This is a genomic window from Halosimplex carlsbadense 2-9-1, assembly GCF_000337455.1.
GTDB lineage: Archaea > Halobacteriota > Halobacteria > Halobacteriales > Haloarculaceae > Halosimplex > Halosimplex carlsbadense.
This window is the reverse complement of the sequence record NZ_AOIU01000013.1, coordinates 123,720-146,248: the sequence shown is the minus strand read 5'-3', so window position 1 is coordinate 146,248 and position 22,529 is coordinate 123,720. Positions and strand designations below refer to the sequence as shown.

Here is a 22,529-nt window from a genome sequence, read left to right as displayed (position 1 = left end):
GGAACCTCCGAGCACTACCATTTATATTTTGTGCCGAAAGTCTCAATTACCCGCGACCTCGGACGGCAGCCGCCGCCATGTCGGCGAAGTACCTCCACGCTCACAGGAGTCGACGGTACGCCGGACAGGGTCGCGTGACAGCGGACAGCTGCGGCGAGCGCGCCGACGCCGCACACGAACGCATCGTCGAAGAGACCCGCTATTTCAACGAGACGCTGCTCGACGGGAAATGGGACCAGATGATGTCCTATCACCCGCGCGACCTTCCCGTGTTCGACGAGCTGCGGACCGCGACCGTCGAGGGCGGCGACGTTCCCGGTCTCGGCGTGATCCCCGAGGGCCACCACGAACCGGTGCAAGAGGGAGCGATCCATCCGCCGTCGCTGCCCACGTTCGACCGGCGGACGGACCGCGACCGATTCCTGGGCCTGTTCGCGCGCGGGACCGAGCCGGTAGAGTGGACCGTCGAGACGAGCGACGACTGGATCGAACTGTCCGAGGAAGGGGGTACACTGGCCGACGAGACGCGACTCCGCGTCGGCGTCGACTGGGCGGCCGTACCCGACGGCGGTGCGACCGGCACCGTGACGATTTTGCGTCACAAATCCCCCTGGGGGTGCGGGAACGAGAAGAAAGTGCGCGTCGTCGCTACCCCAGCTCGACAGACGGGCGGGGACTTCGCGGTCGTCGACGGGGTCGCAGCGATGGAGGCCGAACACGCCAGTCGACGGCGCGAGGGTGAGGGTACGCACTGGGTCGACGCGGACGTTCCCGGACAGGTCTCTGGAGAGACGGTCGCAGTCGTGCCGGCAGTCTTCGAGAGCTACGACCCCGACACGGGCGACGCGCCGCGCCTGGAGTTCGACGTCGACGTTCCCGATTCGGGGACGGTGACAGTCGACGTGTACTGCATTCCGACGCAGTCGCTCACCGAGGAGCGAGACCTGCGGTACGCCGTCGACATCGGCGACGACCGCGTCGTCACGTCTATCGATCCGGCGGGCGGCGAACACAACCACACGTGGCAACAGAACGTCCTCCGGGGCGCTGCAGTCGGCACCACGCGACACGAGATCCCCGCTGCCGGCGTCCAGACGTTCGCACTCGACGCGCTCGATCCCAGTCTCGTCGTGGATCGGATCGTCGTCCTCGCGGACTCGGACGAAGAGACGTATCTCGGCCCGCGAGAGACCTCGGTAGACGACTGAGCCCGTCTCGCGGGGAGGCCGATTCATCCACTACTAGAGTGGATATGTAGCTGCTTCTGCTATAGCATATTTAGAAATGATTGCCCACTCTTGGAAGCAACAACCGGTCGAGACCGGTGTCGATCGCTGTGGGTGCCTCAGCAAGTGAATCAGAGATCCGGTCGTTAAACGCTGAACGCGGTTGTTACAAGCGTTCTTCGACTGGACCGTGTTCCGATGACTATCCAGCGAACGTGCGGAAGACGAAGTCGTCACAGGTCGCCAAGTCCGTACAGCTGACGCCCGAAAGTACGGCGCTCTATCCAGCACATGATCTATCCATATCCAAATGTTTTTAATAAAATAAAAATGTCACGAATCGTGTGATCGACGGTGACGTATTCGATAAAACGGGAAGAGAAGCATTCGCCGTCTCCGGTAATCACACCGAGTAGATACGTCCAGTCAGACAGTTCGACGCTCGGGCGAATGCCCGCCGAAACCACGCGGCACGCGGTTCGGCCTGCACAGATTTCTTGATTTGGTCGATACAGATTAGTTTGGCGTCCATCTCCACTCGCTTTTTTCGAGTTCGTCGTGGAACGGTTCTTGTTCGTCACCGGCTGCGGCGGCTGTGCAGCGGGGCACAGCCGCCTACAACTCGGATAGGAGTACTCGACCCCGTATCGGTCTTCGAGACATTCTTCGACGGGGGCCGGCGTCCGTGTCGGCGCGTTGACCCCAACCTCCCCAGGAGGCTCGTGGACGGTTTGTTCGAGCTCTTTTTGCTGTGATTCTGAAATATCTTGCTTTCTCCCAGATCAGTGAGCATCAGACGTAGCTTGCGCAAGCGGTTCGACTGTGCCGAACCGTATCAGCCAACTGTAGATTGTTCTCCGACCAGTATCGTGCCACTTGCCAGACTCGGTCTGCGTCACACCCTTCTTGTACGCAGCCGCCGCTATCAACCGTTGTATCGGCTTGTTTCTCTCAACGTTGTCGAGGGCGCCTTGGATTTCTTCGACGGAGAAACCGTCGAGATGCTCCGTTGATCACGACACAACTTTTGAGCGGAAAATTCTAACTGTTCTCCAATAGATATTCGGCGCCGAGTACTACAACGAGACGACTTGCAGTGTATCCGCTGTGGCACGACGGCGGATGACATCGGCCGTAATCCCGACGTTCACCACATCGTTCCCGTACGCCGGTTCATCGAATCAGAGGACCACACGAAAACCAATGCCCACCTCCTTGATAGCGTGATCTCTCTAGTACATCGCTCGCCGTCTGCAATGGCATACTCATTCCTGACTATATACAATAATATTTATACATATGTTCGTTATATACTATGGGTATGAGTCGAGAGGGAGCTGTCCGTTCGGGAGAGCCGCGTCGCGGACAGCGCCGTCCCGGGCTACTGTTTCACCGGGAGTAACGCCGATAGCGGCGCCTTTTCCAGTTCGTTATCCCTCGGGAAGATGATGTCAACCTCCGGGGCGAACGTGTAGAAGAACTCCCGACAGACGCCACAGGCGGGTTCCACCTGCATCGGTTTACTCGCGTCGTCGTCCTCATACATCACCGCGACGCTTGTCGCAACGTCGTCGTCACCTGCCGCCACCGCGTTGGCGTAGGCAGCCTGTTCGGAGTGGACATCGGCCCGTCCGCCAGCGATGAGGTTGATACCCGTATACACCTCTCCCGACGTCGTTCGGAGGGCGCTGCTACACCGGTGACGGCCCGGGACGTGGCACTTAGCTAGCAGTTCTTCGGCGAGACGGACGAGTTCTCTATCGTCGTCCGTTACAGGTTCTGTTTCCACGAGTGAGTATTCTGTAGCCGTCCAAATCAAAGTACGGGCAAGAGCCACTGACGGACAGTGGTTTCCGGGCGCTGTCGGAACTGACGCGACCTCTGGATGACGTGAGTGTGAGAGCTGGTGACAGTACACCCCCTTGCGACTCCGAATCCCCACGAAATGGGGGCAGTTTGGTATTGTCAAACACGAACGGCCGATAGGCCAGTCGTCCATTCAACGTGGCCCGAATACGTATCGGCTCGATGTGGTTGAGTGTCCTCGGTCCGGTTGGCCCGGGTAACGTCTGACAGGTATCGAATACCTCGATCTCACCAGCCGTGGTCCTAATCATGACCCAAAAGCCGACACCAAAGCCGGACCACATGGCAGCGAGCCTTAATTTATTATTATGGAGGTGTAACATGCTCGTAATACGCTTGATTACAAAACTAATATTGTAATCTCTTGCTTCGTTTGGGAAGAGAAAACGCGCAGGCAAGCCCCAGAGAATCCGAGGCATCCGGACCACAGTGCCAAGTGTTGATATGGGCCGGCCGGGTGATAGTCAACAGCCCGGACAGCGCCTGATCATCCGTACGTGGCGTTGATCTGGATGACCGTCGCAGTATTTTCGACGAGATCAGCGATCTCGTTTTTGAAACGATGCTGTTTCATCCTGCTTGCCGGTCCCGAGACGCTCACTGCCCCGAGTAACTCACCATCGTTGGTCCGGATCGGTGCCGCGACACAGCGGATCCCTTCGGCCCGCTCCTCCCCGTCGAAGGCGAGGCCCCGTTCGCGCACCTGTTCAAGCTCTCGGAACAGGTCTTCTCGGTCGGTGACGGTGTTCGGTGTCTCCTCCGGCAGCCCGTGGTTTTGGAGAATGCGGTCGACCTCCGGGTCCGGGAGGTGGGCCAGAATCGTTTTGCCAAGAGCACACGTATGAAGATACTGCTGTGTACCTACCTTCGTGTCGAGGGACAGAGCCTGGTCGCCGCCGGCGATGTACAGGTAGACGCCGAGCCCGTTCTCCTCGATCATCAGGTTCGCCAGTTCACCGGTCTCCTCGGCCAGTTCGTCTATCTTGGGTTTGGCAACCTCGTATAGCTTCATCTGGTTGCGAGCGTGGATCCCAAACTCGAGGAATCGCATCCCGAGCCTGTACTTCCCGTCCTCTTCAACCACGAACCCGTTCTCTTTGAGCGTGCTCAGGTGGTGGTGGACGCTCCCTTTATTGAGGTCGACTTTCCTGGATATCTCCGTGACTCCATGCCAGTCGGAGTCTTTCAGCGTCTCGAGAATGCGGACCGACCGACCGACAGATTTGATCGGATGTTTCGCATTTTCCGACATCAGTGGTAGAACATATTTGTACGTGGGAGCATAAGTGTGTTTATTGATACCAAAAACGAGATTCGCGGTCGGTGCGCCGATTCGGCCGGGTAGTCCCGGCGTTGGGGCACTCCGAGAGGCCCCTCAACCGGTCGGTTACGCCGAGCGTGCCCCGTTGACTCGGAGTTCGACGCCGGAGACGAAGGCGCTCGCCGGCGACGCGAGATACAGCACCGCACGTGCTTGGTCGATCGGTTCTCCGATGCGACCGAGCGGAGTGCGGGCACGGATCTCCTCATCGGATAGCATGTCGAGACGTTCCGGGTCCGTCGTCGGGACCGTCTCGTCGGGGAGAGTTCCGGCCCCGGTCCTGGTCGGCGAGAGCGTATTCACGCGGATGTCGTGTTCCGCGAGCGCCCTAGCGGCCGAGCGCGTGAAATTGAGGATCCCCGCCTTCGAGGTGCCGTACGCAACCGAGTATGGTTCGCCCTTGTGACCGGATGTCGATGACAGGTTGACGATCCGGCCCCCACCGGAATCACGCATCGATTTGGCGGCCTCCCGGGCACAGAGGAAGTACCCGCGAAGATTGACTGCGAGCGTGCGGTCGAACGTCTCGACGGACAGGTCGAGAAACGGCGCGGTCTCTTTCACTGCGGCGTTGTTGACCAGGATATCGACGCCGCCGAACTCGGATTCGGTCCGCTCGATCAACTCGACGACGTCAGACTCCTCGGTTACGTCGACCACGACGGCGATAGCCTCACCGCCGTCCTCGCGGATCGCGGTCGCTATGTCGCGGGCTCTGTCACCGTCGATATCCGCGACGACAACGTTGGCTCCCTGTTCAGCGAACAGTTCGGCGATCGCCTGCCCGATGTTCCGACCGGCACCGGTGACGATAGCCGTGTCTCCTGAGATATCGAACTCCATACGTCCCTTTTTCCCAGATCACATATAAATCCTGGCGTTACCCGCGGGACGGTTGCATGGTCATCCAGTGCGACCGGCGACTGAGAGGGCGTGCCTACGTGACGAGATACCCGCCATCGACGACAAGAGCGTGGCCGGTGATGTACCGCGCCTCGTCGGAAGCCAGGAAAGCCGCCACGTGTCCGATATCCTCGGGGCGCCCGATATAGGGAGTAACGATGTTGTCGCGGATGAACGTCTCCTCTTCAGCCAGGTCGGTCATGTTCGACTCAACGGGGCCGGGGCAGATGGCGTTGACCGTGATGCTGTCGGGGCCGTAGTCGACGGCCATCTGCCGGGATAGTTGGACTGCAGCGCCCTTCGAGGCGCAGTAGGCCGCCTTGCGGTCGGTTGCCCCGCCGAGCAGTCCGCGCTGAGAAGCGATGTTGATGATGCGCCCCGAGTCGTTTTCACGGAGATGCGGGGCCGCGGCTCGCGAACAGTGATAGATGCCGTCCACATTCACTGACTGGACCCGTCGCCACTCCTCAAGTGAAGTTTCGTCGACGGCGCCGTCAGTCGTGACGCCCGCATTGTTCACCAGGATGTCGACGCCACCGAACTCGCTGGCAGCGGAGTCAACAAGCACCGTCGCGTCGTCGGAGTCGCTGACGTCCGTCTCGACGAACCGTGCCTCCGGACCGACCGCTCTGACGCGTTCGACGGTCGTCTGGTCACCCTCCCACTCCAGCGTCGGTTCCTCGGTGACATCTCCCACGACCACGTTCGCGCCTTTCTCTGCAAGTTCGAGGGCGATCGCGCGACCGATACCAGTGGCGGCGCCAGTAACGACTGCTGTCCTGTTGTCGAGGTCCATGCCACGATGTTCATCCAGGAACGATATAAGTGTTTAGTGATATCAAGCCCCAGTCCGGTCCCGCTCTCACCACCGGAGGCCGGTCACGGGAAACGGGAACTCCCACTCAGTGGATCCGGGCGAGGAATTGCTCGGCCCGATCGGTTTCGGGGTCGGTGAAGAACGACTCCGTCTCGCCGATTTCCGCGATTTCTCCGTCGGACATCAGAACGATTCGGTCGCCGACATCCCGGGCAAACCCCATCTGGTGGGTCACGATTACCATCGTCATCCCGTCGGCAGCGAGCTCCCGCATCACAGTGAGCACCTCGCCGACCAGTTCCGGGTCAAGCGCACTCGTCACCTCGTCGAACAGCATCAGGCTCGGTTCCATTGCCAGTGCGCGGGCGATCGCGACCCGCTGTTGTTGCCCGCCCGAGAGTTGGTTGGGATACGAGTCGGTTTGGTCTTCAAGACCGACATCTCCGAGTAGGTCCATCGCTCGCTCGCGAGCGACCTGGTCGTCGATGTCTTTGACTGTTGCCGGAGCGAGTGTGATGTTCTCCACGACGGTTTTGTGCGGGAAGAGATTGAAATCCTGGAACACCATCCCGATTCGTTGGCGGAGGTGGTCGACGTTCCCGTCTTGGATAGGGATGCCACCGATGCGTATCTCGCCGGACTGGACCGTCTCGAGACGGTTCGCACAGCGCAACAGCGTGGACTTGCCGGAACCGCTCGGACCGATGATGACGACGACCTCGGCCTCGTTGACTGCCAGACTCACGTCGTGCAACACTTTGGTGTCGTCGAAATACTTGTCGATGCCGTCGAACTCCAGCAGGGTGTCGCTACCCATCGGTGTTCCCCCACTGAGACATCCGCTCGAGTTTCCGCACGAGCATCCCGAGCGGAATCGTCAGGGACAGGTATCCCAGACAGACGAACAGGATCGGGGTCCAGGGGTCGAACTGGTTCGTATTGACGTTCCGGTATACCGTAATCAGTTCGGGGACCGCGATGACGGTCAGCAACGAGGTGTCTTTGATCAGGATGACCTGGTCGTTCCCCAGCGCGGCGAGGGCATTCCGGAACCCCTGCGGGAGTATGACGTTCCACATCGACTGGGTGTACGAGAGGCCCAGCGACCGGGCCGCTTCCATCTGGCCGTTCGGGATGGCGTTGATGCCGCCTTTCACTGCCTCGCCCACGTACGCGGCGTGGTTCAGTGTGAGGCCGACGACTGCAGCGATGATCTGCCAGTTGTCTCCGTACGGGAACTGTCCCGCCTCCCACAGCGCCGGGATGCCGACATAGAGGACGATCAACTGGAACAACAGCGGAGTCCCACGAAAGAACTCGACGTATCCGGTCGCGAGGTAGTGGGTGATGGGCTGTGTCGATATTCGGGCGAGACCGACGAACGTCCCCAGAATGATCGACAGGGCGCTGGAAACGAGGACGATCCGGAGAACGAGCCAGAACGCCTCGAGGAACCGCGGGAATATCGTGACCAGTAGTTCCGGGTCGACAAACAGCACGATCCGGTACATTATGTACGCCACTAGCCCCGTAAACATCAGCGAGAGGACCAGCCCGATCCACCGCAGGCGCTCGTCGACGAGTAGGATGTTCCCCGACCGATTCTGAGAGACCTGCGTCTCCGAGTCCGTATCAATATTTGACATGATTGGTGGAAGGGGTATGCGCCGGATTATTCGGGCGGTGACCCGGTCATATACTTGTCGTAGATGGCCTGATATTCCTCGCTGCCGACGAACTCGTCCATGACTTCGCTCATCGGTTCGATCCTGTCGCTCCCATTGGGCCACGCCATCGCGTAGTCCTCGACAGTCAGTGTCAGGTAATCCGGCGGGTCCTCGACTCCCTGCTCGACCGCTTCGCCGTCCCCCATCAAAAGCCGGACGTTCTCGTTGTTGTTCACGTACGGGAGCGACGAGGAACTATCGGTCACGACCGCGTCAACCTGGTTGTTGATCAGCGCGTCAAACGAGTCGGGGGTGAGGTCGTAGCGCTCGATGGTGAGGTTGCCGCCGAACTCCTCTTCTTTGACCCGTTCTGTTGCGAGCATCCCGGTCGTCCCTTTCTGCACCCCGACAGTCAGTCCTTCCAGGTCGTCGAGGCTCCCTGTCGAACTGTCCTCTAGGACGACTACCGTTTGGTACGCCGTGAAATACGGCGACGTGTAGTCGACTTTTTCCTTCCGGTCCTCGGTGATCGTCATGGCGCTCATGATCGCGTCGATCTGGTTGTTGTTGAGCGCCTGGATCAGGACGTCGAAGCTCATCTTCTGGAACTCGTAGTCCCAGCCGAGTTCCCCGAAGACGTGGTCGACGACTTCCACGTCGAACCCTATCAGCTCGCCCTCCGTGTTTCTGTACTCGAAGGGCTTGTACGGGATCCCCGACCCGATAACGAAGGTTTCGGAGCTCCCGGGAGTGGGGGTGCTCTCGGGGGTGTCAGTGCTCTCGGGGGTGTCAGTGCTCCCGCTGTCACCACCATCGCCGCCATCACCACCATCGCCACCGCCATCGTCGTTGCCGCCGAGGCATCCGGAAACTAGCAGGGTCGGTACGACTGCTGCGCCACTCTTCAACATGGTACGCCTCTCCATAGTATATCGTTAGAAGCCACCGTTATAATAGTTTGGGGCGCAACAGAAGTTTCTGGCGCGTTTAGGACGCATATTGCAGTTTTTTCTGGGCGAATCTGTACGATCGATCTGCGAATTCGCCTGTAAATGAAATACCCACACCAGTCACAATGGGGCGACTGTCGCGCAGGTGGCGCTACCGCCACGAGTCCCTGTTCTTTCACGTTGTGCTATCCCCACAGTGCAAGTTCGCTTACCTACCGCAAGTCTCGTTCACTGACCGGCCTGGCGTGCAGCTATGGAGCATGACGTCGTGCTGTACCGTGGGTTCCTCCCGGAAACGGACGTGACCGTCAACGAATTCGGAGACTCGATCAGGGAGCGACACCCCGAGGTCAACATCGTCCAGACGAGCGACTACGATGACGCGGCCGCGGCTGTCCCGAACGCGGAGACTGCGGTTGAACAGGACTTTCTAGACGAACTACTCGAGCAGGGGTCAACGCTCCAGTGGGTCCAGTCGCTGAGCGCCAGTGTCAACCGCTACGACGTGGGCGCCTCTCGAGCGACGGGAAGTGATGTTGAGGACCGTCTCCGGTGGACACACCCGCCGGAGGCGGAACACGTCTTCGGACTGACACTGTTTTTCGAACGCGAAGCGGGTGGTCCAGCAACAGCGCGCAGGGCTGTGGCGTCGAAGCAGTGCCATCCGGGTCACCGTTGTGGGGGATGGACGACATCGTGATACCCCCACATTGTCGGCGGGACAACCCGAATTCGGCCGGCGCTATGCGGAGACCATCGCCCACAACTTCCAGCGGCGCCGCAGAGACGCGTACGACGCGATGCGGATTCCGGGTGCTGTAGCCCCCAGGTGCGTCCGATAGAATTATTAACTCGACACAATTCGTTTCGGCTACACCACCGTGCGACACGTGCAACCGAGCAACCACACAACAATGGCAGACGCACCACCAGACATCACCGTCTTGCGGCAAGGAACCGAGGGACTATCGACCGAGGGCTACGCACGGGAGGTCCGCGAACGCCTGCCGGGGTACGACGTTCGGCACGCTCGAACCCCACAGGAAGAGCGCCACTTAGTCAGACGATCCTCAGTCGTCACCGGCTTGGGAATCGACGAAACGCTCGCCGCGGAGGCGGACGGCCTCGAACTGTTCGCGTGCGCCAGCTCCGGGATCAACCACCTCCCGGTGGAACTGCTGCGAGAGCGCGGGGTCACGGTCACGAACGCCGCCGGCATCCACGCTCCGGGTATCGCCGAACAGGCTGTGGGGAACATCCTCGCGTTCTCCAGACGGTTGCACGAAGGGTGGAAACAAAAACAAAACCGCGAGTGGCGCCACTACCAGGCGTCCGAACTGACCGGCTGTACGGTCACAGTCGTCGGTCTTGGCTCGATCGGCACGGCAGTGACGAGACGGCTTGCTGGGTTCGGCGTCGATACGATCGGTGTGCGCTACACACCCTCGAAGGGTGGGCCCACGGATGAAGTCATCGGGTTCGACGAAACAGAGTTTCATTCGGCGCTGGCAGAAACCGACTACCTCGTGATCGCGTGCCCGCTGACCGACGAGACCCGTGGTCTGGTCGGTAAGGAGGAACTGGTCACGCTTCCTCCGGAAGCCGTCGTGGTCAACACAGCCAGGGGGGCGATCATCGACACAGACGCGCTCCTCTGGGCTATCCGCGACGGCTGTCTCCGTGGGGCGGCACTCGATGTCACCGACCCGGAACCGCTCCCCGAGGACCACCCGCTGTGGAGTTTCGGGAACGTCCTCATCACGCCCCACATGGGCGGCCACACGACATATCACTGGCCACGACTGGCCGATATCCTCGCAGAGAACGTCAAACGCCTCGGAGAGGACGACACCGACCGGCCGCTGCGCAACCAGGTACTCCCGACCGCCTGAACGGCCGACGGTGCCCCACACGCCGTTCCTCTGGTACTTGTCAGCCAGTGAGACACAGGCGATGCCGACCCGGGCGCCACCCTCGTAGCCGGCTATCAGCGCGGCAGGAACCACTCGCCCGTGGCCTGTCCCGGTTCTGGCCTCGGGCTCGGCGAACAGCGTTAGGAGGACGTGCATCGAGAGATGCCCGGCACAGTACTTGTGACCTTGGTCGGCCTCGAGGACTGACTCCCGCACTCCCGCTGGCCAGTGGCGCCCGGTCCGCACTCGTCGTCTGAGCAGTCCCAAACACGGAGGTGTCGCCGCTCTGCGTTTCGGCGCTCCGTCGGCGGGACTGGCGACGGAAGGCGCGGTCGACCCGCCGCGTATCAACACGGAAAGAGTCCGCGACAGCCAACGCGGGTGGTCTACCTGCCTGATGGAATGTCCACAAACGTAAGATCCGCGGTGGACCTGTCAGCCTTCATCTTCCCGTTCTTGGCGTCGTCGTTCGTCACGGACTCCAGTCTGGCAGGTCCCGCTCGACGAATTCCCCAGTGCCAGTCTCTGCGACGACGCTCCCATCGTCAACGACGAGTTCCCCGCGGACGAACGTCTTCTCGACGCTCCCGCTGACGTCCATCCCCTCGTAGATTGAAAACGTCGAGTTCGACGCGTTGTCTTCGGCCGAGATTACTCCGCCACTCGAGGGGTCGAACACCACGACGTCCGCGTCGGTTCCCGGCTCCAGGGTCCCCTTCCGTGGCATCCCGAAGGTCTGTGCCGGGTTGGTACACAGCACTCGGACGAGGAAAGGCAGCGAGTGGTCTCGCTGGTTGACTGCGACCTCGTGGAACACGGGGAGGCTGTACTGGAGCGAGTTTGCGCCGAAGGGGGCATCCCACCAGTCGTCGGTGTGTTTGTACTTCTCGTGATATACGGAGTGATCCGTGGAGACGACGGTCAGCGTTCCGTCGTCCAAGTACTCAAACATCGCGTCCTGATCGTCTTCGGTACGGAGGGGTGGCGCGATTATCGGGAGGTTCCCCTTGGTCGCGTACGCGCTCCTGTCCAGGGCGGTGTAGTGGGTGCACGTCTCGGCCCTGACAGTCGACTGGTCCGCCTGGAACTGCCGGATCACCTCAGCCGAGTCCCGGCAGGTGGTGTGGACACCGTAGTACTTGACGCCGTGTTCGACCGCCGCCCGGACCGCGTCCTCCGCGGCCATCGCCTCGCAGTAGTCGGGACGCGAGTCCGGATAGTGTGTCGACGCCCCTTTCCCCTCACGCTGTAGCTTTGCGGTGAGCGCGTCACAGATCGAGGGGTCCTCGGTGTGCATGGCCGCGACCGCGTCGTGATCGGCCAGTTCCTCGAACGCCTCGATCATGAAACCGTTCGAGATGCCCACCTCGTAATTGCTCATGAACATTTTGAACGAAGTGACGCCCATGTCGATCGCCGGCCCTAGTTCCTCGAACGTCTCGGGGTCCTCGCGGTGGAGCACGCCGTGAAGGCCGTAATCGACGTATGACTGGTCGGCTTTCGACCGCTTGTGTTCGATACCGTCTAGCAGGTCCTTCGACTCGTCCGCGATGCGGCGGTCACCGCCCTGGAACGCGAAGTCGATGAACGTCGTCACCCCGCCGAGGGCGGCGGCGGCAGTCTCTGCCGGCATCGTCCCCGCTCTGTTCTCGGGGACTTCGTCGACGTGGACGTGTGGGTCGACCACTCCGGGCATCACGACCTTGCCCGAGGCGTCTATCCGTCGCTCGGCATCCGGTAGGTCCGCTTCCTGCCCGACTGCGACGATTTGCTCGCCCCGGATCGCGACGCTTGCGCGGCGCATACCTGTTGTAGAAACTACCGTTCCGCCCGATATTATCGTATCTACGGCCATCGTTCTCAGTTCACACTGCAAATAATTAAATCCCCTGCCGAGAATTGCGTGACATTCGGGCTATTCAGGAATGTGGGCGGATTCCGCCGCGACGTCCGCTATCGCACCGGCCAGCACTCGGGTTGCGGTCGCACAGTCAACCCAGTCGGTCCACTCCAGCGGATTGTGGGAGATGCCGTCTCGCGAGGGCGCGAACAGGAGCACCGTGTCGGTTTGTTCTGCCAGGTTCGCAGTGTCGTGCAGCGCCGCGGAGTGCATCCGCATCATATCGGTGGCCGTCGAGTCAGCCGCTGCGACTACGGCGGAAACGCACCGCTCGGCCATCCCGCTCGGTTCCGTGAGGCGATACTGGTCGAACTCGGTTTCGACCGGCCGATCCCGTTCGATACGCGCGGCGCTCGCTCTAGCGCTGTCGACGATGCGGTCCATCGCCGCACGGTCGACGTCTCGGACGTCGACCGTTAGCGTCACCTCCCCTGGGACGACGTTGTTCGCGTTGGGCGAGACAGCCATGTTTCCGACGGTGCCGACCGCGCTCTCGCTCATCGTGTTGGCGACGTCCCTGGCGGCCTGCTCGACGTCAAGGACGAATTGGCTCGCCGCCGCCAGCGCGTCGCGGCGCTGGTACATTTGGGTCGCCCCGGCGTGGTTCGCCTCCCCCGAGACGATCACCCGGCAGTTCGTGATCCCGGAGATAGCCTCGACCACACCGACCGACGCGCCGGCGGACTCGAGTTCTCGTCCCTGTTCGACGTGTAACTCGAACCAGGCGTCCCATCCGGCGGGGTCCAGCGTGTCGGCTCCGCGAAAGCCGATGTCCTCTAACGCTGCTTCGACGGTGATCCCGTCGTCGTCCTGCAGCGAGAGGGCCTCTGACAGCGGCGTGACTCCGGCAGCGACGGCCGATCCGAGCAGTCCGGTGTCGAACCTGATTCCCTCTTCCTCGGTCCAGGAGACGACGAGGACCGGACGGTCGAGCGTGATGTCGCTCTCTTGGAGCGCTCTGACGGCCTCGAGCGCACCGTACACGCCCAACGGCCCGTCGAAGATCCCACCCTGTGGGACGGAGTCGAGATGGCTACCGACAGCGACCGGCGCGGCGGTGGGATCCGCTTCAGGTGGGACCCAGCGCCCGGCGATGTTCCCGATCACATCGACCGAAACCGTGAGTCCCGCGTCTTCCAGTCGTTCGACGAAGTACTCACGGGCTGCACGGTCGGCGCTCGAGCCGGTGAGCACAGTCCGCCCCCGCCCCTCGTCGGTGTCGATGGCACCGAACTCGGCATTGGTCTCGATGTCCGCTTGAAGCCGCTCGCTGCTCACATCCATACAGGACTCGAAAGGGTCCCGGCCTAGTAAACTCTGGTGGGCCGAGAACGGTCGTGTTTAGTTAGTGGCAGTGTGCCAGCGAGCGAAGGTTTGGAGCCATAGTTCGGCTGTTTCCGGTTCAACGTGACTGAAACAGTTCGAGAACGACGATGTTCGGCGTTTCAGTTCTCGGAAGATCCGTTCGACCGCGTTGCGATTTCCGTGGCGACGCATCTGAAATCGGAGCCCAGTTCGTTGCAGTGCGGTTTGGAGGTGTTGAGCGCCATCGACGAGAAAGACGGCAGTTTCGACATCATGTTTTCGTTGTAGTTCGCGGAGAACGATCTCGGTGGATTCTGTCGTGGTCGTCGAAAAGATCCGAACCTGAAGCAGGTCGTTCGTTTTGAGGTGTGCGGCGGCGTACAGCCAGAATTGCTGGTCGTTGATCCGGATCACTGTTTCGTCGAAGGCGATCTGATTCGGAGACTGGCCGGGTTCGGGCTGTAAATCGGATTTCTGGACCCAATCGTGGACCGCTTTGCGGCTTCGATCGACACCCAGAGCGTCGAGTAATTCGATGGGATTCGACAGTGATAGCCCCGCAACGTGTGATTGAATACCGAGCGCCATCGCCGGCTCGGGTGTCCGCTCGCGCTCCACAAAATCCAGATCGATCCACTCTCTGTGTCCGCTGAGGCTGGTGATCGTTCGCGTGGACACCAGCAAATCTCGCCCCCTCACCTTTCACGCTTACCTAGACACGACCCTCGATTCTAACAAAGGATTTATATTACCCGTTGCCGGATACTGAGCATGGACATCGTTAGACAGAGCGACGCGGAGACATACGAACCGGACGAAGGTTGGGAGCGACGGGCGCTTGCCGGCAGTAACGAGTTCTCGTTCGAATGGTTCACGAAGCCTCCGGGACACAGTTCGCCGATGCACGACCACGAGAACGAACAGGTGTGTCTCGTTCTCGAAGGGGAGCTCACGCTCCACTCGGAGGACGGGTCCTCCGAGACGCTCGAACGATACGACTCGGCACACGTCGAGTCCTGGGAGACACACGCCGTCGAGAATACTGGTGACGAGATGGCCGTTGGACTCGATGTGTTCGCCCCCGGTCGGTCGTTCGACTTCTGGACCGACCGCGACGACGAGTAAGGTAACTCACTCGTCAGCTCGCGATCGATTGCGCGGCAGACGAAATAAACGTCGACGCGGTCGCACCTGGTTACGTCAGGACTGAACAGAACGAAGAGTGGCACACGACCGACCCGGACGTGATCGGTCAGTGCCGAGCGGCGTCGCCGTGGCCTCGCGGCGGGACGCCTGAGGACGTAACCTCGACGGTGCAGTTCCTGGTATCCCCAGACAGCGCGTGCAGTACCGGTCAGGTCATTCCGGTGGGCGGCGGCTCAACGGCCTGATCACTGTCATCCGATCGCCTGACGTCTCAGGAACGAGCGTCCCGGTGGAACTGTCGGATGTCGGTACCTGCCGGTGGTGGACTCGAGCCTCGGATCGGATCACTACAGGTTGGAAGCACCGGCGCCACCGTCAACCGGCAACGCGACCCCGTTGATATGTGCCGCGTGCGGTGAACTGAGGAAGGCGACGGTCTCCCCGAACTGTTCGGGGTCGCCGATACTACCGACTGGGATCTCTTCGCTGCGTGCCTCGAGCCCCTCTTTGTACGACTCGTACTCACCTCGGTCGATGCTTTGTTCTATGAGGTCCTGGATACGCCTCGTCTCGTGCGGTCCGGGGAGAACGGCGTTCGCCCGGACTTCAGGACCGAGCTCCTTTGAGAGCGTCTTCTCCAGGCCGATGACGCCCATTCGAACCGAATTCGAGAGGACGAGCGAATCAATAGCCTCCTTGACGCTGCGGGATGTGATCGTAACGATGGTGCCACCGTCACCGGCAGCGAGGTAGTCGGACGACTTCCGAGCCAGACGAACGACGCTCAGTAACAACAGGTCGACGGCCTCGTACCAGTCGCTGTCGTCCATCGAGTCGAACGGTCCGCTCGGTGGGCCTCCGGCGCTCGTGACGAGGTGGTCGAGCTGTCCGTATTCATCTATCGTCCGTTCAACGAGTTGGTCGATGTCCGTCTCGCTAGTCAGGTCGCCCTGTTGTCCGACGACGCGGCCCTCGGCGACAGCCGCTATCTCCTCGACCGCGTCGGCCAGTCGCTCCTCGTCCCGGCCGTTGATCACCACGTCGACTCCTTGTTTCGCGAGGGCAGTCGCGGACGCCTTCCCGAGTCCGCTGCTCGATGCAGTCACTAATGCGGCATTCCCAGCTATGTCGAGTTGCATCTCTTCTGCTAGTTGGAACGCCGAAAACAAGTAATTACTTGTTCCACCCGCCGGACGGAGCGAACCACTGTTCGACCGCTCCAACGCCGACTTCGTCGACTAAATTGTTGGTCGTATCGCAAAGTCCTCTGGAGTGCAGTAGCAACTGACTCCCCCCAGGAAGGGGCCGCCTCTGGTGTCCAAGCCACGAGGCGACCCATGCGCGCCACAATGGACGTGCGGTTCACGATTCGCATCGACGCGGACGAAACGGTACCGCCGCCCACTCTTGCCGAGTTCGTTACCGACCAGAACATCGAGCCTGTACTGCTCGAGTCGATCGTCGAGCGCCTCGACGCGGCTCGCGTCGAGGCACTCTGTGGCGAAAAACACGCCCACGGTAACGGTGACCAGCGATTCCGACGCGCCGGTATCGACACCTGCACAGCCGTCACAACCGCCAGTGAACACGAATTCGACCTTCACTACGTCGAAGATACCGCCGCTTCTCCGGACAAATCCAGCTACTTCCGGCCTGTCGAAGACGTGCTCGACTTCGACGGTCAAAACCGCTATCAGCAAGATATCGCCGCCACAAGCGTTGATCTCGCTCCCTCACTCAGTTATCGTGATGCTGCCGACCACGGCGACGGCATCCTCTTGAAGATGCCGTCGCCGAGTACCATCAACCGCCGTACAAAAGGATACGGCAGCAAGCTCAAGCAGTTCCTCCCTGACTGTGTTGCTGACACAGACGCTGAGGCCGTCATCGCTGGCGCCACGAAGTGTCACACCCAGGACTACGACCGCTCGTACCACTCTGTCGAGGCCACACTCGGCGAGGACATCGCTGAAGAGTCACGCTCTCTGCTGGATCTGTCGGTCAACGCTGACTGGGAGAGGACAGCCGCCGACCGCGATGACGTCGACGCAGTCACTGACGACGCGACGGTCGTCAGTGACGTTGATGAGGTGTCGTCACGGCTTTTACCGACGAAAACCGAGATCACCAGCTCGATCTCGTCCACGTCGGTGGGAGCTTAGGCTACAACCTCTGGGACGACGGCGCCCTCTCCTGTGCGTTGACCGTCGTCTGAGAACGGGCCAGCGGTTGCCTCGGTGGCCGGCGCCGGGGACACAACGACGCCGCGAGCGAGCGACAGGCACCCCTTACATCCCTAAGACTGTAAGGTACACCTGAGACCTACGTACACCTTGGATACGTATTAGGTCTGGAGTCGGAGGCGTACGCGACGGTCCCCCGCGTCGGCCAGGCGACTGGTCGACGAGAGCGGTGAGCGCGCGCTCCGCGCCGCAGGACTGTGGTTCGACTCGTAGCCACGGGCTGTCGCCGCGGGGAGCGCCGCTCGGCCGAACGCTCTCTCGGTTCCCAGGGGACGCCCCAACGACTGCACCAGGCCCCCCGAGGGACGCGCCCGGTGTTAGTGACAGGCGATTCGGGAAATGTATATATACTTCCACGCGGTTTCCACGACTGGACGGCACACTATGCAGCTTCGACTATTGACACTTTCCCAGAGAGTACTGCTACCGGATCGGAGACAGCGGCAGACGGCGGGATCCGGGTCGGGGTGGACGGATGAGTGACCCCGAATCGCAACTAGCGACGTTCGTCAACGGCCTGGAGTACGAGTCGCTTCCGGAACGGGTGATAGACAGGGCCGGACTCGTCGTCGCGGACACGATCGGCGCCAGCGTCGGCGGCACGACGCTTCCGGAGGTCGCTTCGCTCGCCGAGGTGGAGGCGGAGCGAAATCCTGGCGAGGCGTCGATACTGGGTACCGGCCGGACGGCGGCGCCCGGACACGCGGCGATGGTCAACGCCACCGCGGCGACCTCCCTCGACATCGACGAGGGGAACCCGTACGCCGGGGGACATCCGGCAGTACACGTCGTCCCGGCGGTGCTGGCGGAGGCGGAGGTCGACGACGAACCGGACCCCGAGACGTTCCTGACATCAGTCGTCGCGGGGTACGAGGTCGCCACTCGCACCGGTCGGGCCTGCACACCGCTCAAAGGTCGCCAGACCGAGGACGGATACCCCTACCACGTGCACGGCGTCTGGGGCACAGTTGGGACGGCCGCCGCCGTCGCACGGTACCGCGGCTTGAGCACCGACGGGATCACGGAGGCGATCCGGATGGGGGCAAACAGCGCGCTCCACACGCAGTTCGACGCCGTGGTCGAGGGCAGGACGGTCCGCAACACCTACGCCGGAGCGAGCAACCTGCTGGGAGGCGAAGTCGCCACCCAGGCCGAAGTCGGGTACACCGGGCTGGAATCCGGTATCGAACGACATCTCGCGCGCGCCAGCGATGCGTTCGACGACGTCCCGCTTACCGACGAACTCGGCGAGCTCTGGGAGATCACCCGCGGATACTTCAAGCGCCACGCCGCGTGTCGGTTGACCCACTCGACGATAGACGCAGTGCTGGAACTTCAGGCATCACACCCGATAGACACCGCCGACGTGTCGACCGTCACGGTTGGCGTTGGCCGTGCGGCCGCCAAACTCGACCCCGAGCGACCGGAGAACGTGTTACAGTCGAAGTTCTCGATCCCCTTCGCCGTGGCGACCGTCCTCGCCAACGGCGACGCCACGAAGCCGTCGTTCAGCGACGACGCGCGCACGGACGCGGTTCTCGACCTCGCGTCGTGCGTCGAGTTGGTCGAGACCGACGACGTCGTCGGCAGTGAACCGGGTCAGCGGGGTGCACGGGTCGCCGTCACTATGGACAGCGGCGAGACGCTCCGGGCGGAGGTGACCGCACCCAAAGACGCCGAGCGCGTCTCGGAAGACGGGACGGCCGAGCGCGTCCTGCGGGAGAAATACGACTGGCTCGTCGAACCGACGCTCGGAGCGGAGCGAACGGCTGAACTCTGGGCGGCGGCGCGTTCACCGACCACGACCGAACCGGCGCGGCTCGCAACGCTCGCGACGCCGGAGTGACCGCGCCGAACCGATCCGGAAGAATCGTGGACTCGAGACGTAGCGGCCCGAGCGGTCCGATGACTGGAAGACCCGGCGTCTCGTCTCGCTGACCGGCCGCGCCGTGGCCGCCTGTATCTCCAGTAGCTGTCAGTATCACCGCATAAAACTACCATAATCCAGGATCTGTGTCCCATTACCTTGGAACGGTGATCACGAGTCGCGGACATAACCCGACAGTCCCACGGATCGAACGCATCGACCGGTATCGGTCACGGCGAGTGGTTCGGCGGGCGGAGCGGCGCCATGACGGTCGACTTCGGCGTCAGAAACGGGACGCTCGTGGGGGCCGACGGGATGGCCGACGCCGACCTGCTCGTCGACGGGTCACTGGTCATGCCGGGGATCGTCGACCCGCACGTCCACATCGCCCAGGGAAGTCCGACCGACACCTACGAGACGGGCAGCGAGGCCGCCGCCCTCGGCGGCGTCACGAAATTCGTCACGTTCGTCTCACAGCCGCCGGACGGTCCAGAACTGACACTCCACGAGGCCGTCGAGTTCGTGGTCTTCGACCCGGAGGCGACCCAGACTATCAGGGCCGCCGACAACGTCTCGGTCGTCGACTTCTCGATCTACGAGGGCCGCGAGGTGACCGGGGTCGTCGAGCGGACTACCTCCGTGGCGGGTGTGTCGCGGCCGACGGCGACGTCGTCGGTGACCCCGGCTACGGCGAACCCATCGAGCGTGCCCTCCCGGACTGGGAGGCATAGCTACTGTCTCGGACCAGGAGGCGTGGCCGGCGACGGCCGCAGGGCCGACCGCAACCGACGACGGCCACCCGCAGGTGTGCCTGAACATGCTGTGGCTCCAGTCGAGTGAGGGGGAGATCGTAGCCGAGCGACTCGAAATAATACTCGAATCGCGAGTCGACAAGACGCTCGGGTAAGAAGACCGCGCCGGGCCCGCGTCCGCGCCCAGCGGCGACGCGACCCCTCGCTTTCCGTCTACAACACCCGATTGCGCATCGCGTCGTACTCGCCCTCGCGGTACCGTTGGAAGTTGGAGACGAACACGTCCGCACAGCGGCGGGCGAACTCGGGCGATCCACCCGCCATGTGGGGCGTGATGACGACGTCGTCCATGTCCCATAGGGGGGACTCCCCAGGAAGCGGCTCCGGGGCGGTGACGTCGAGTGCCGCCCCACCGAGATACCCCTCTTTGAGCGCCGAGACCAGGGCTTCCTGGTCGACGACCTCTCCGCGCGCGACGTTGACCAGCACCGCGTCGTTGTGCATTGACGAGAGTTCGGTTTCGCCGATCAGTTGTTCCGTCTCGTCGGTTAGCGGACACGCGAGCACGAGATAGTCGGACTGCCCGAGGACCGTGTGCAGTCGGTCCGGGGGATAGACCGCATCGATGGCGTCGGGACAGGTGCCGGTGTCGCGTTTCGTCCCGACGACTTCGCTCCCGAGTGCGGACACCACTTCGGCCACCCGGCCGCCGATCTGTCCGACGCCGACGATACCGACCGTCTTGCTGGCTAGTTCCGAGGCGGGGAAGCGCCGCCAGACCGAGTCGCGCTGCTGTCGACGCGCCCGGTCTACCCCCCGTTCGAAAAACAACAACAGTCCGAGCACGTGCTCCGCCGCGGGCTGTGCGTGGGCGCCCGAGACGGTCGTCAACAGTACGTCCCGCCGTTCAAGCGGGGTCAGGTCGTACCGGTTGACGCCCGCGCTCAGCGACTGGACCCACTCCAGCGAGGACGCCTCGGCGAGCAGGTCGTTCGACATCCCGTGTTCGACTATCACCTCGGCGTCGCGTATCGACTCGACCGCGTCGGCGTAGTCACTGGTTCGTACCAGTCTCACTCCGTCAAGGGCTGTTTCGACCCGGTCACCGAACGCCGACACGGTGGCGCTAGTCTCTGGGGGGAACTCGTGATACAGTACAACATCTCCGACCATACCGGGACACCGCTTTGCCACATAATAATCGTTTGGGTGCAGATGCGCTCCCAGTGGGTGGCACTCCACCGCTGGGGGCCTTGTTGCACAACGTGGGACAGACCGCGTTAGATTACAGTAGTATCTCGTAATTTTCGCCAGCCTCGAACAGTAGGAACAGTATACATGAATCGCGTATTCCTCCGGTTTCGGGGATGGCGTCGCTTCTCTGACCGCTCATCTCGTTTCACGACGCGTGACGCGGTCGAACGAATGCCACCAGCATCTCGCAAAGCGGTCAAGAGGCCGTCACGTCCAAACGACCCGCGTGCCGTCCACGCTCACGCTGCCGAGCGTATGAAAGGTCCTACGATAGTAACCGTTAGAACTTTCCGCTCAAAAATTGTTGCTAGATGCAATGGACCATCTCGACGAAATCTCCGTCGAAGAGCTCCAAGACGCTCTCGACAGCGTAGAAGAAAACAAGCCGACACAACGGCTGTTAGCGGCGATCGCGTACAGGAATGGTGTAACGCAGACCGAACTTGCCGAGTGGCACGACGTTGGTCGAAGAACGATCTACAGCTGGCTGATGCGACTTGATACGGACGAACCGCTTGCACAAGCTGTGTCTGATGCTCATCGATCCGGGAGAAAGCGAAAGCTCTCAGAATCACAGCAAAAAGAATTCGAACGAACCGTTCACGGACCTCCTGAAGAAGTCGGGATCGACGCGCCGGCGTGGACGCCAGCGCTCGTCCAGGAGTTTCTCGAAGATCGATACGGCGCCGAGTACTCCTACCCGAGTTGCCGGCGGTTGTTGAAAGAAGCCGGATTGAGATATCAAAAACCACGACGCACAGCCGCCGGAGCCGAAGAGTCCCAGGAAGAGGAATTCCACGACGAACTCAAGAAAAGCGAGCGGAGATGGACGCCAAAATAGCCTACATCGATCAAACCGAGAAATCGGTCCAGATCGAGCCGCGTGTCGCGTGGTTTTCGTGCGGCACGCGGCCGAACGTCGAACTCTCCGGCCAGCAAGATTGGACGTGTCTGCTCGGCGCGATCGCTGAAGACGGCAAACGCTCTTTCTCATGGTTCGTTGAATACGTCACCGCGATCCGAGATGTATAACCATTATTATAATCACAAGAACCAAAAATGTAAGCTCATCCTGCTAGACGAAGTGGCGCACTTTCTGACGCCGACTGTCGCGGACTTGGCGGGCCGTGACAACCCTCGCTTCGTCACGCTTCCTGTCCATTCGCTGGATCACAACCCTATCGGATGGTACCAGCTACAACTCCAAGACGCTCTGAGCACTGATTCTTCGAGTCATGATGAACTCACGGTAGCGATCGACACTGTTCTCGACTGAGACCCATCGAAAACTGAGTAGCCATTTCTAACGTTTGCCGATAGTGTTCATCCGAACTGGGAGGGCAGCGGGAACGAATCGTACGGGACCGGCTGGAACGACGTTCGGCGTCGAGCACGACAA

At 61.6% G+C, this 22,529-nt stretch carries 18 protein-coding genes and 4 pseudogenes; 9 read left to right on the top strand and 13 right to left on the bottom strand.

Features of this window, described 5'->3' with window-relative positions:
- Positions 1–134 precede the first annotated feature (134 nt).
- The gene (locus tag C475_RS06335) at positions 135–1,208 is read left to right on the top strand and encodes a hypothetical protein (RefSeq protein WP_006882962.1); all 1,074 of its coding nucleotides are present in this window, start codon (positions 135–137) and stop codon (positions 1,206–1,208) included.
- Positions 1,209–1,278: 70 nt separating this feature from the next.
- Here the strand turns inward: C475_RS06335 and C475_RS22260 are convergent.
- The 8 genes and pseudogenes from C475_RS22260 to C475_RS06300 form a co-directional block, all read right to left on the bottom strand.
- A pseudogene (locus C475_RS22260) lies at positions 1,279–2,203 on the bottom strand (IS630 family transposase).
- 404 nt (positions 2,204–2,607) lie between these two features.
- Positions 2,608–3,015, bottom strand: coding sequence for a cytidine/deoxycytidylate deaminase family protein (locus C475_RS06330; protein WP_152436339.1), 408 nt, complete (start codon positions 3,013–3,015; stop codon positions 2,608–2,610).
- A 564-nt stretch (positions 3,016–3,579) separates the two neighbouring features.
- A complete protein-coding gene (locus C475_RS06325; RefSeq protein ID WP_006882960.1) occupies positions 3,580–4,344 on the bottom strand; it encodes an IclR family transcriptional regulator in 765 nt (254 codons plus the stop codon).
- A 135-nt stretch (positions 4,345–4,479) separates the two neighbouring features.
- Entirely contained in the window at positions 4,480–5,256 is a 777-nt protein-coding gene (locus C475_RS06320; RefSeq protein WP_006882959.1) for an SDR family NAD(P)-dependent oxidoreductase, read from the bottom strand.
- 94 nt (positions 5,257–5,350) lie between these two features.
- Complete coding sequence (locus tag C475_RS06315; protein ID WP_006882958.1) at positions 5,351–6,112, bottom strand: SDR family NAD(P)-dependent oxidoreductase; 762 nt, start codon at positions 6,110–6,112, stop codon at positions 5,351–5,353.
- Positions 6,113–6,218: 106 nt separating this feature from the next.
- On the bottom strand, positions 6,219–6,950 hold the full coding sequence (locus C475_RS06310; RefSeq protein ID WP_006882957.1) for an amino acid ABC transporter ATP-binding protein: 732 nt from the start codon (positions 6,948–6,950) through the stop codon (positions 6,219–6,221).
- Complete coding sequence (locus C475_RS06305) at positions 6,943–7,779, bottom strand: amino acid ABC transporter permease (RefSeq protein ID WP_006882956.1); 837 nt, start codon at positions 7,777–7,779, stop codon at positions 6,943–6,945. Before C475_RS06305 ends, C475_RS06310 begins: the two co-directional genes overlap by 8 nt.
- A 26-nt stretch (positions 7,780–7,805) precedes the next feature.
- Positions 7,806–8,726, bottom strand: a complete 921-nt coding sequence (locus C475_RS06300) for a transporter substrate-binding domain-containing protein (RefSeq protein ID WP_082223261.1) — start codon at positions 8,724–8,726, stop codon at positions 7,806–7,808.
- Positions 8,727–9,003: 277 nt separating this feature from the next.
- Between C475_RS06300 and C475_RS06295 the strand changes: the two genes are divergently transcribed.
- Both C475_RS06295 and C475_RS06290 read left to right on the top strand, forming a co-directional pair.
- Positions 9,004–9,450 carry a Rossmann-fold NAD(P)-binding domain-containing protein gene (locus C475_RS06295; RefSeq protein WP_006882954.1) on the top strand — a complete coding sequence of 149 codons (447 nt, stop codon included), beginning with the start codon at positions 9,004–9,006 and terminating at the stop codon, positions 9,448–9,450.
- A 214-nt stretch (positions 9,451–9,664) separates the two neighbouring features.
- A complete protein-coding gene (locus C475_RS06290; protein WP_049930195.1) occupies positions 9,665–10,642 on the top strand; it encodes a D-2-hydroxyacid dehydrogenase in 978 nt (325 codons plus the stop codon).
- A 493-nt stretch (positions 10,643–11,135) separates the two neighbouring features.
- On the opposite strand, the gene C475_RS06285 is transcribed toward C475_RS06290, so the two are convergent.
- The 3 genes from C475_RS06285 to C475_RS22255 are packed head-to-tail and all read right to left on the bottom strand — an operon-like array spanning position 11,136 to position 14,531.
- Complete coding sequence (locus C475_RS06285; protein WP_049930193.1) at positions 11,136–12,518, bottom strand: dihydroorotase; 1,383 nt, start codon at positions 12,516–12,518, stop codon at positions 11,136–11,138.
- A gap of 60 nt (positions 12,519–12,578) precedes the next feature.
- On the bottom strand, positions 12,579–13,847 hold the full coding sequence (locus C475_RS06280) for a Zn-dependent hydrolase (protein ID WP_049930191.1): 1,269 nt from the start codon (positions 13,845–13,847) through the stop codon (positions 12,579–12,581).
- Between the two features lie 57 nt (positions 13,848–13,904).
- Positions 13,905–14,531, bottom strand: a complete 627-nt coding sequence (locus C475_RS22255) for an IS6 family transposase (RefSeq protein ID WP_082223270.1) — start codon at positions 14,529–14,531, stop codon at positions 13,905–13,907.
- 108 nt (positions 14,532–14,639) lie between these two features.
- On the opposite strand from C475_RS22255, the gene C475_RS06275 reads away from it, so the two are divergent.
- Together C475_RS06275 and C475_RS25300 are read left to right on the top strand one after the other, a co-directional pair.
- On the top strand, positions 14,640–14,993 hold the full coding sequence (locus tag C475_RS06275) for a cupin domain-containing protein (protein WP_006882949.1): 354 nt from the start codon (positions 14,640–14,642) through the stop codon (positions 14,991–14,993).
- 17 nt (positions 14,994–15,010) lie between these two features.
- Positions 15,011–15,259, top strand: a pseudogene (locus tag C475_RS25300) (SDR family oxidoreductase); the annotation flags it as partial.
- 102 nt (positions 15,260–15,361) lie between these two features.
- On the opposite strand, the gene C475_RS06270 reads toward C475_RS25300, so the two are convergent.
- Positions 15,362–16,153 carry an SDR family oxidoreductase gene (locus C475_RS06270; protein ID WP_006882948.1) on the bottom strand — a complete coding sequence of 264 codons (792 nt, stop codon included), beginning with the start codon at positions 16,151–16,153 and terminating at the stop codon, positions 15,362–15,364.
- A gap of 198 nt (positions 16,154–16,351) precedes the next feature.
- Here C475_RS06270 and C475_RS06265 point away from each other — a divergent pair.
- The 3 genes and pseudogenes from C475_RS06265 to C475_RS06255 form a co-directional block, all read left to right on the top strand.
- A pseudogene (locus C475_RS06265) lies at positions 16,352–17,208 on the top strand (ISH6 family transposase); the annotation flags it as partial.
- Positions 17,209–17,732: 524 nt separating this feature from the next.
- On the top strand, positions 17,733–19,103 hold the full coding sequence (locus C475_RS06260; RefSeq protein WP_006882946.1) for an MmgE/PrpD family protein: 1,371 nt from the start codon (positions 17,733–17,735) through the stop codon (positions 19,101–19,103).
- Positions 19,104–19,388: 285 nt separating this feature from the next.
- A complete protein-coding gene (locus C475_RS06255) occupies positions 19,389–19,964 on the top strand; it encodes an amidohydrolase family protein (RefSeq protein WP_006882945.1) in 576 nt (191 codons plus the stop codon).
- Between the two features lie 125 nt (positions 19,965–20,089).
- Here C475_RS06255 and C475_RS06250 read toward each other — a convergent pair whose 3' ends face one another.
- A complete protein-coding gene (locus tag C475_RS06250; protein WP_049930189.1) occupies positions 20,090–21,049 on the bottom strand; it encodes a D-2-hydroxyacid dehydrogenase in 960 nt (319 codons plus the stop codon).
- A 397-nt stretch (positions 21,050–21,446) separates the two neighbouring features.
- Between C475_RS06250 and C475_RS22245 the strand changes: the two are divergent.
- Positions 21,447–22,403 (top strand): annotated as a pseudogene (locus C475_RS22245) (IS630 family transposase); the annotation flags it as partial.
- Between the last annotated feature and the right edge of the window lie 126 nt (positions 22,404–22,529).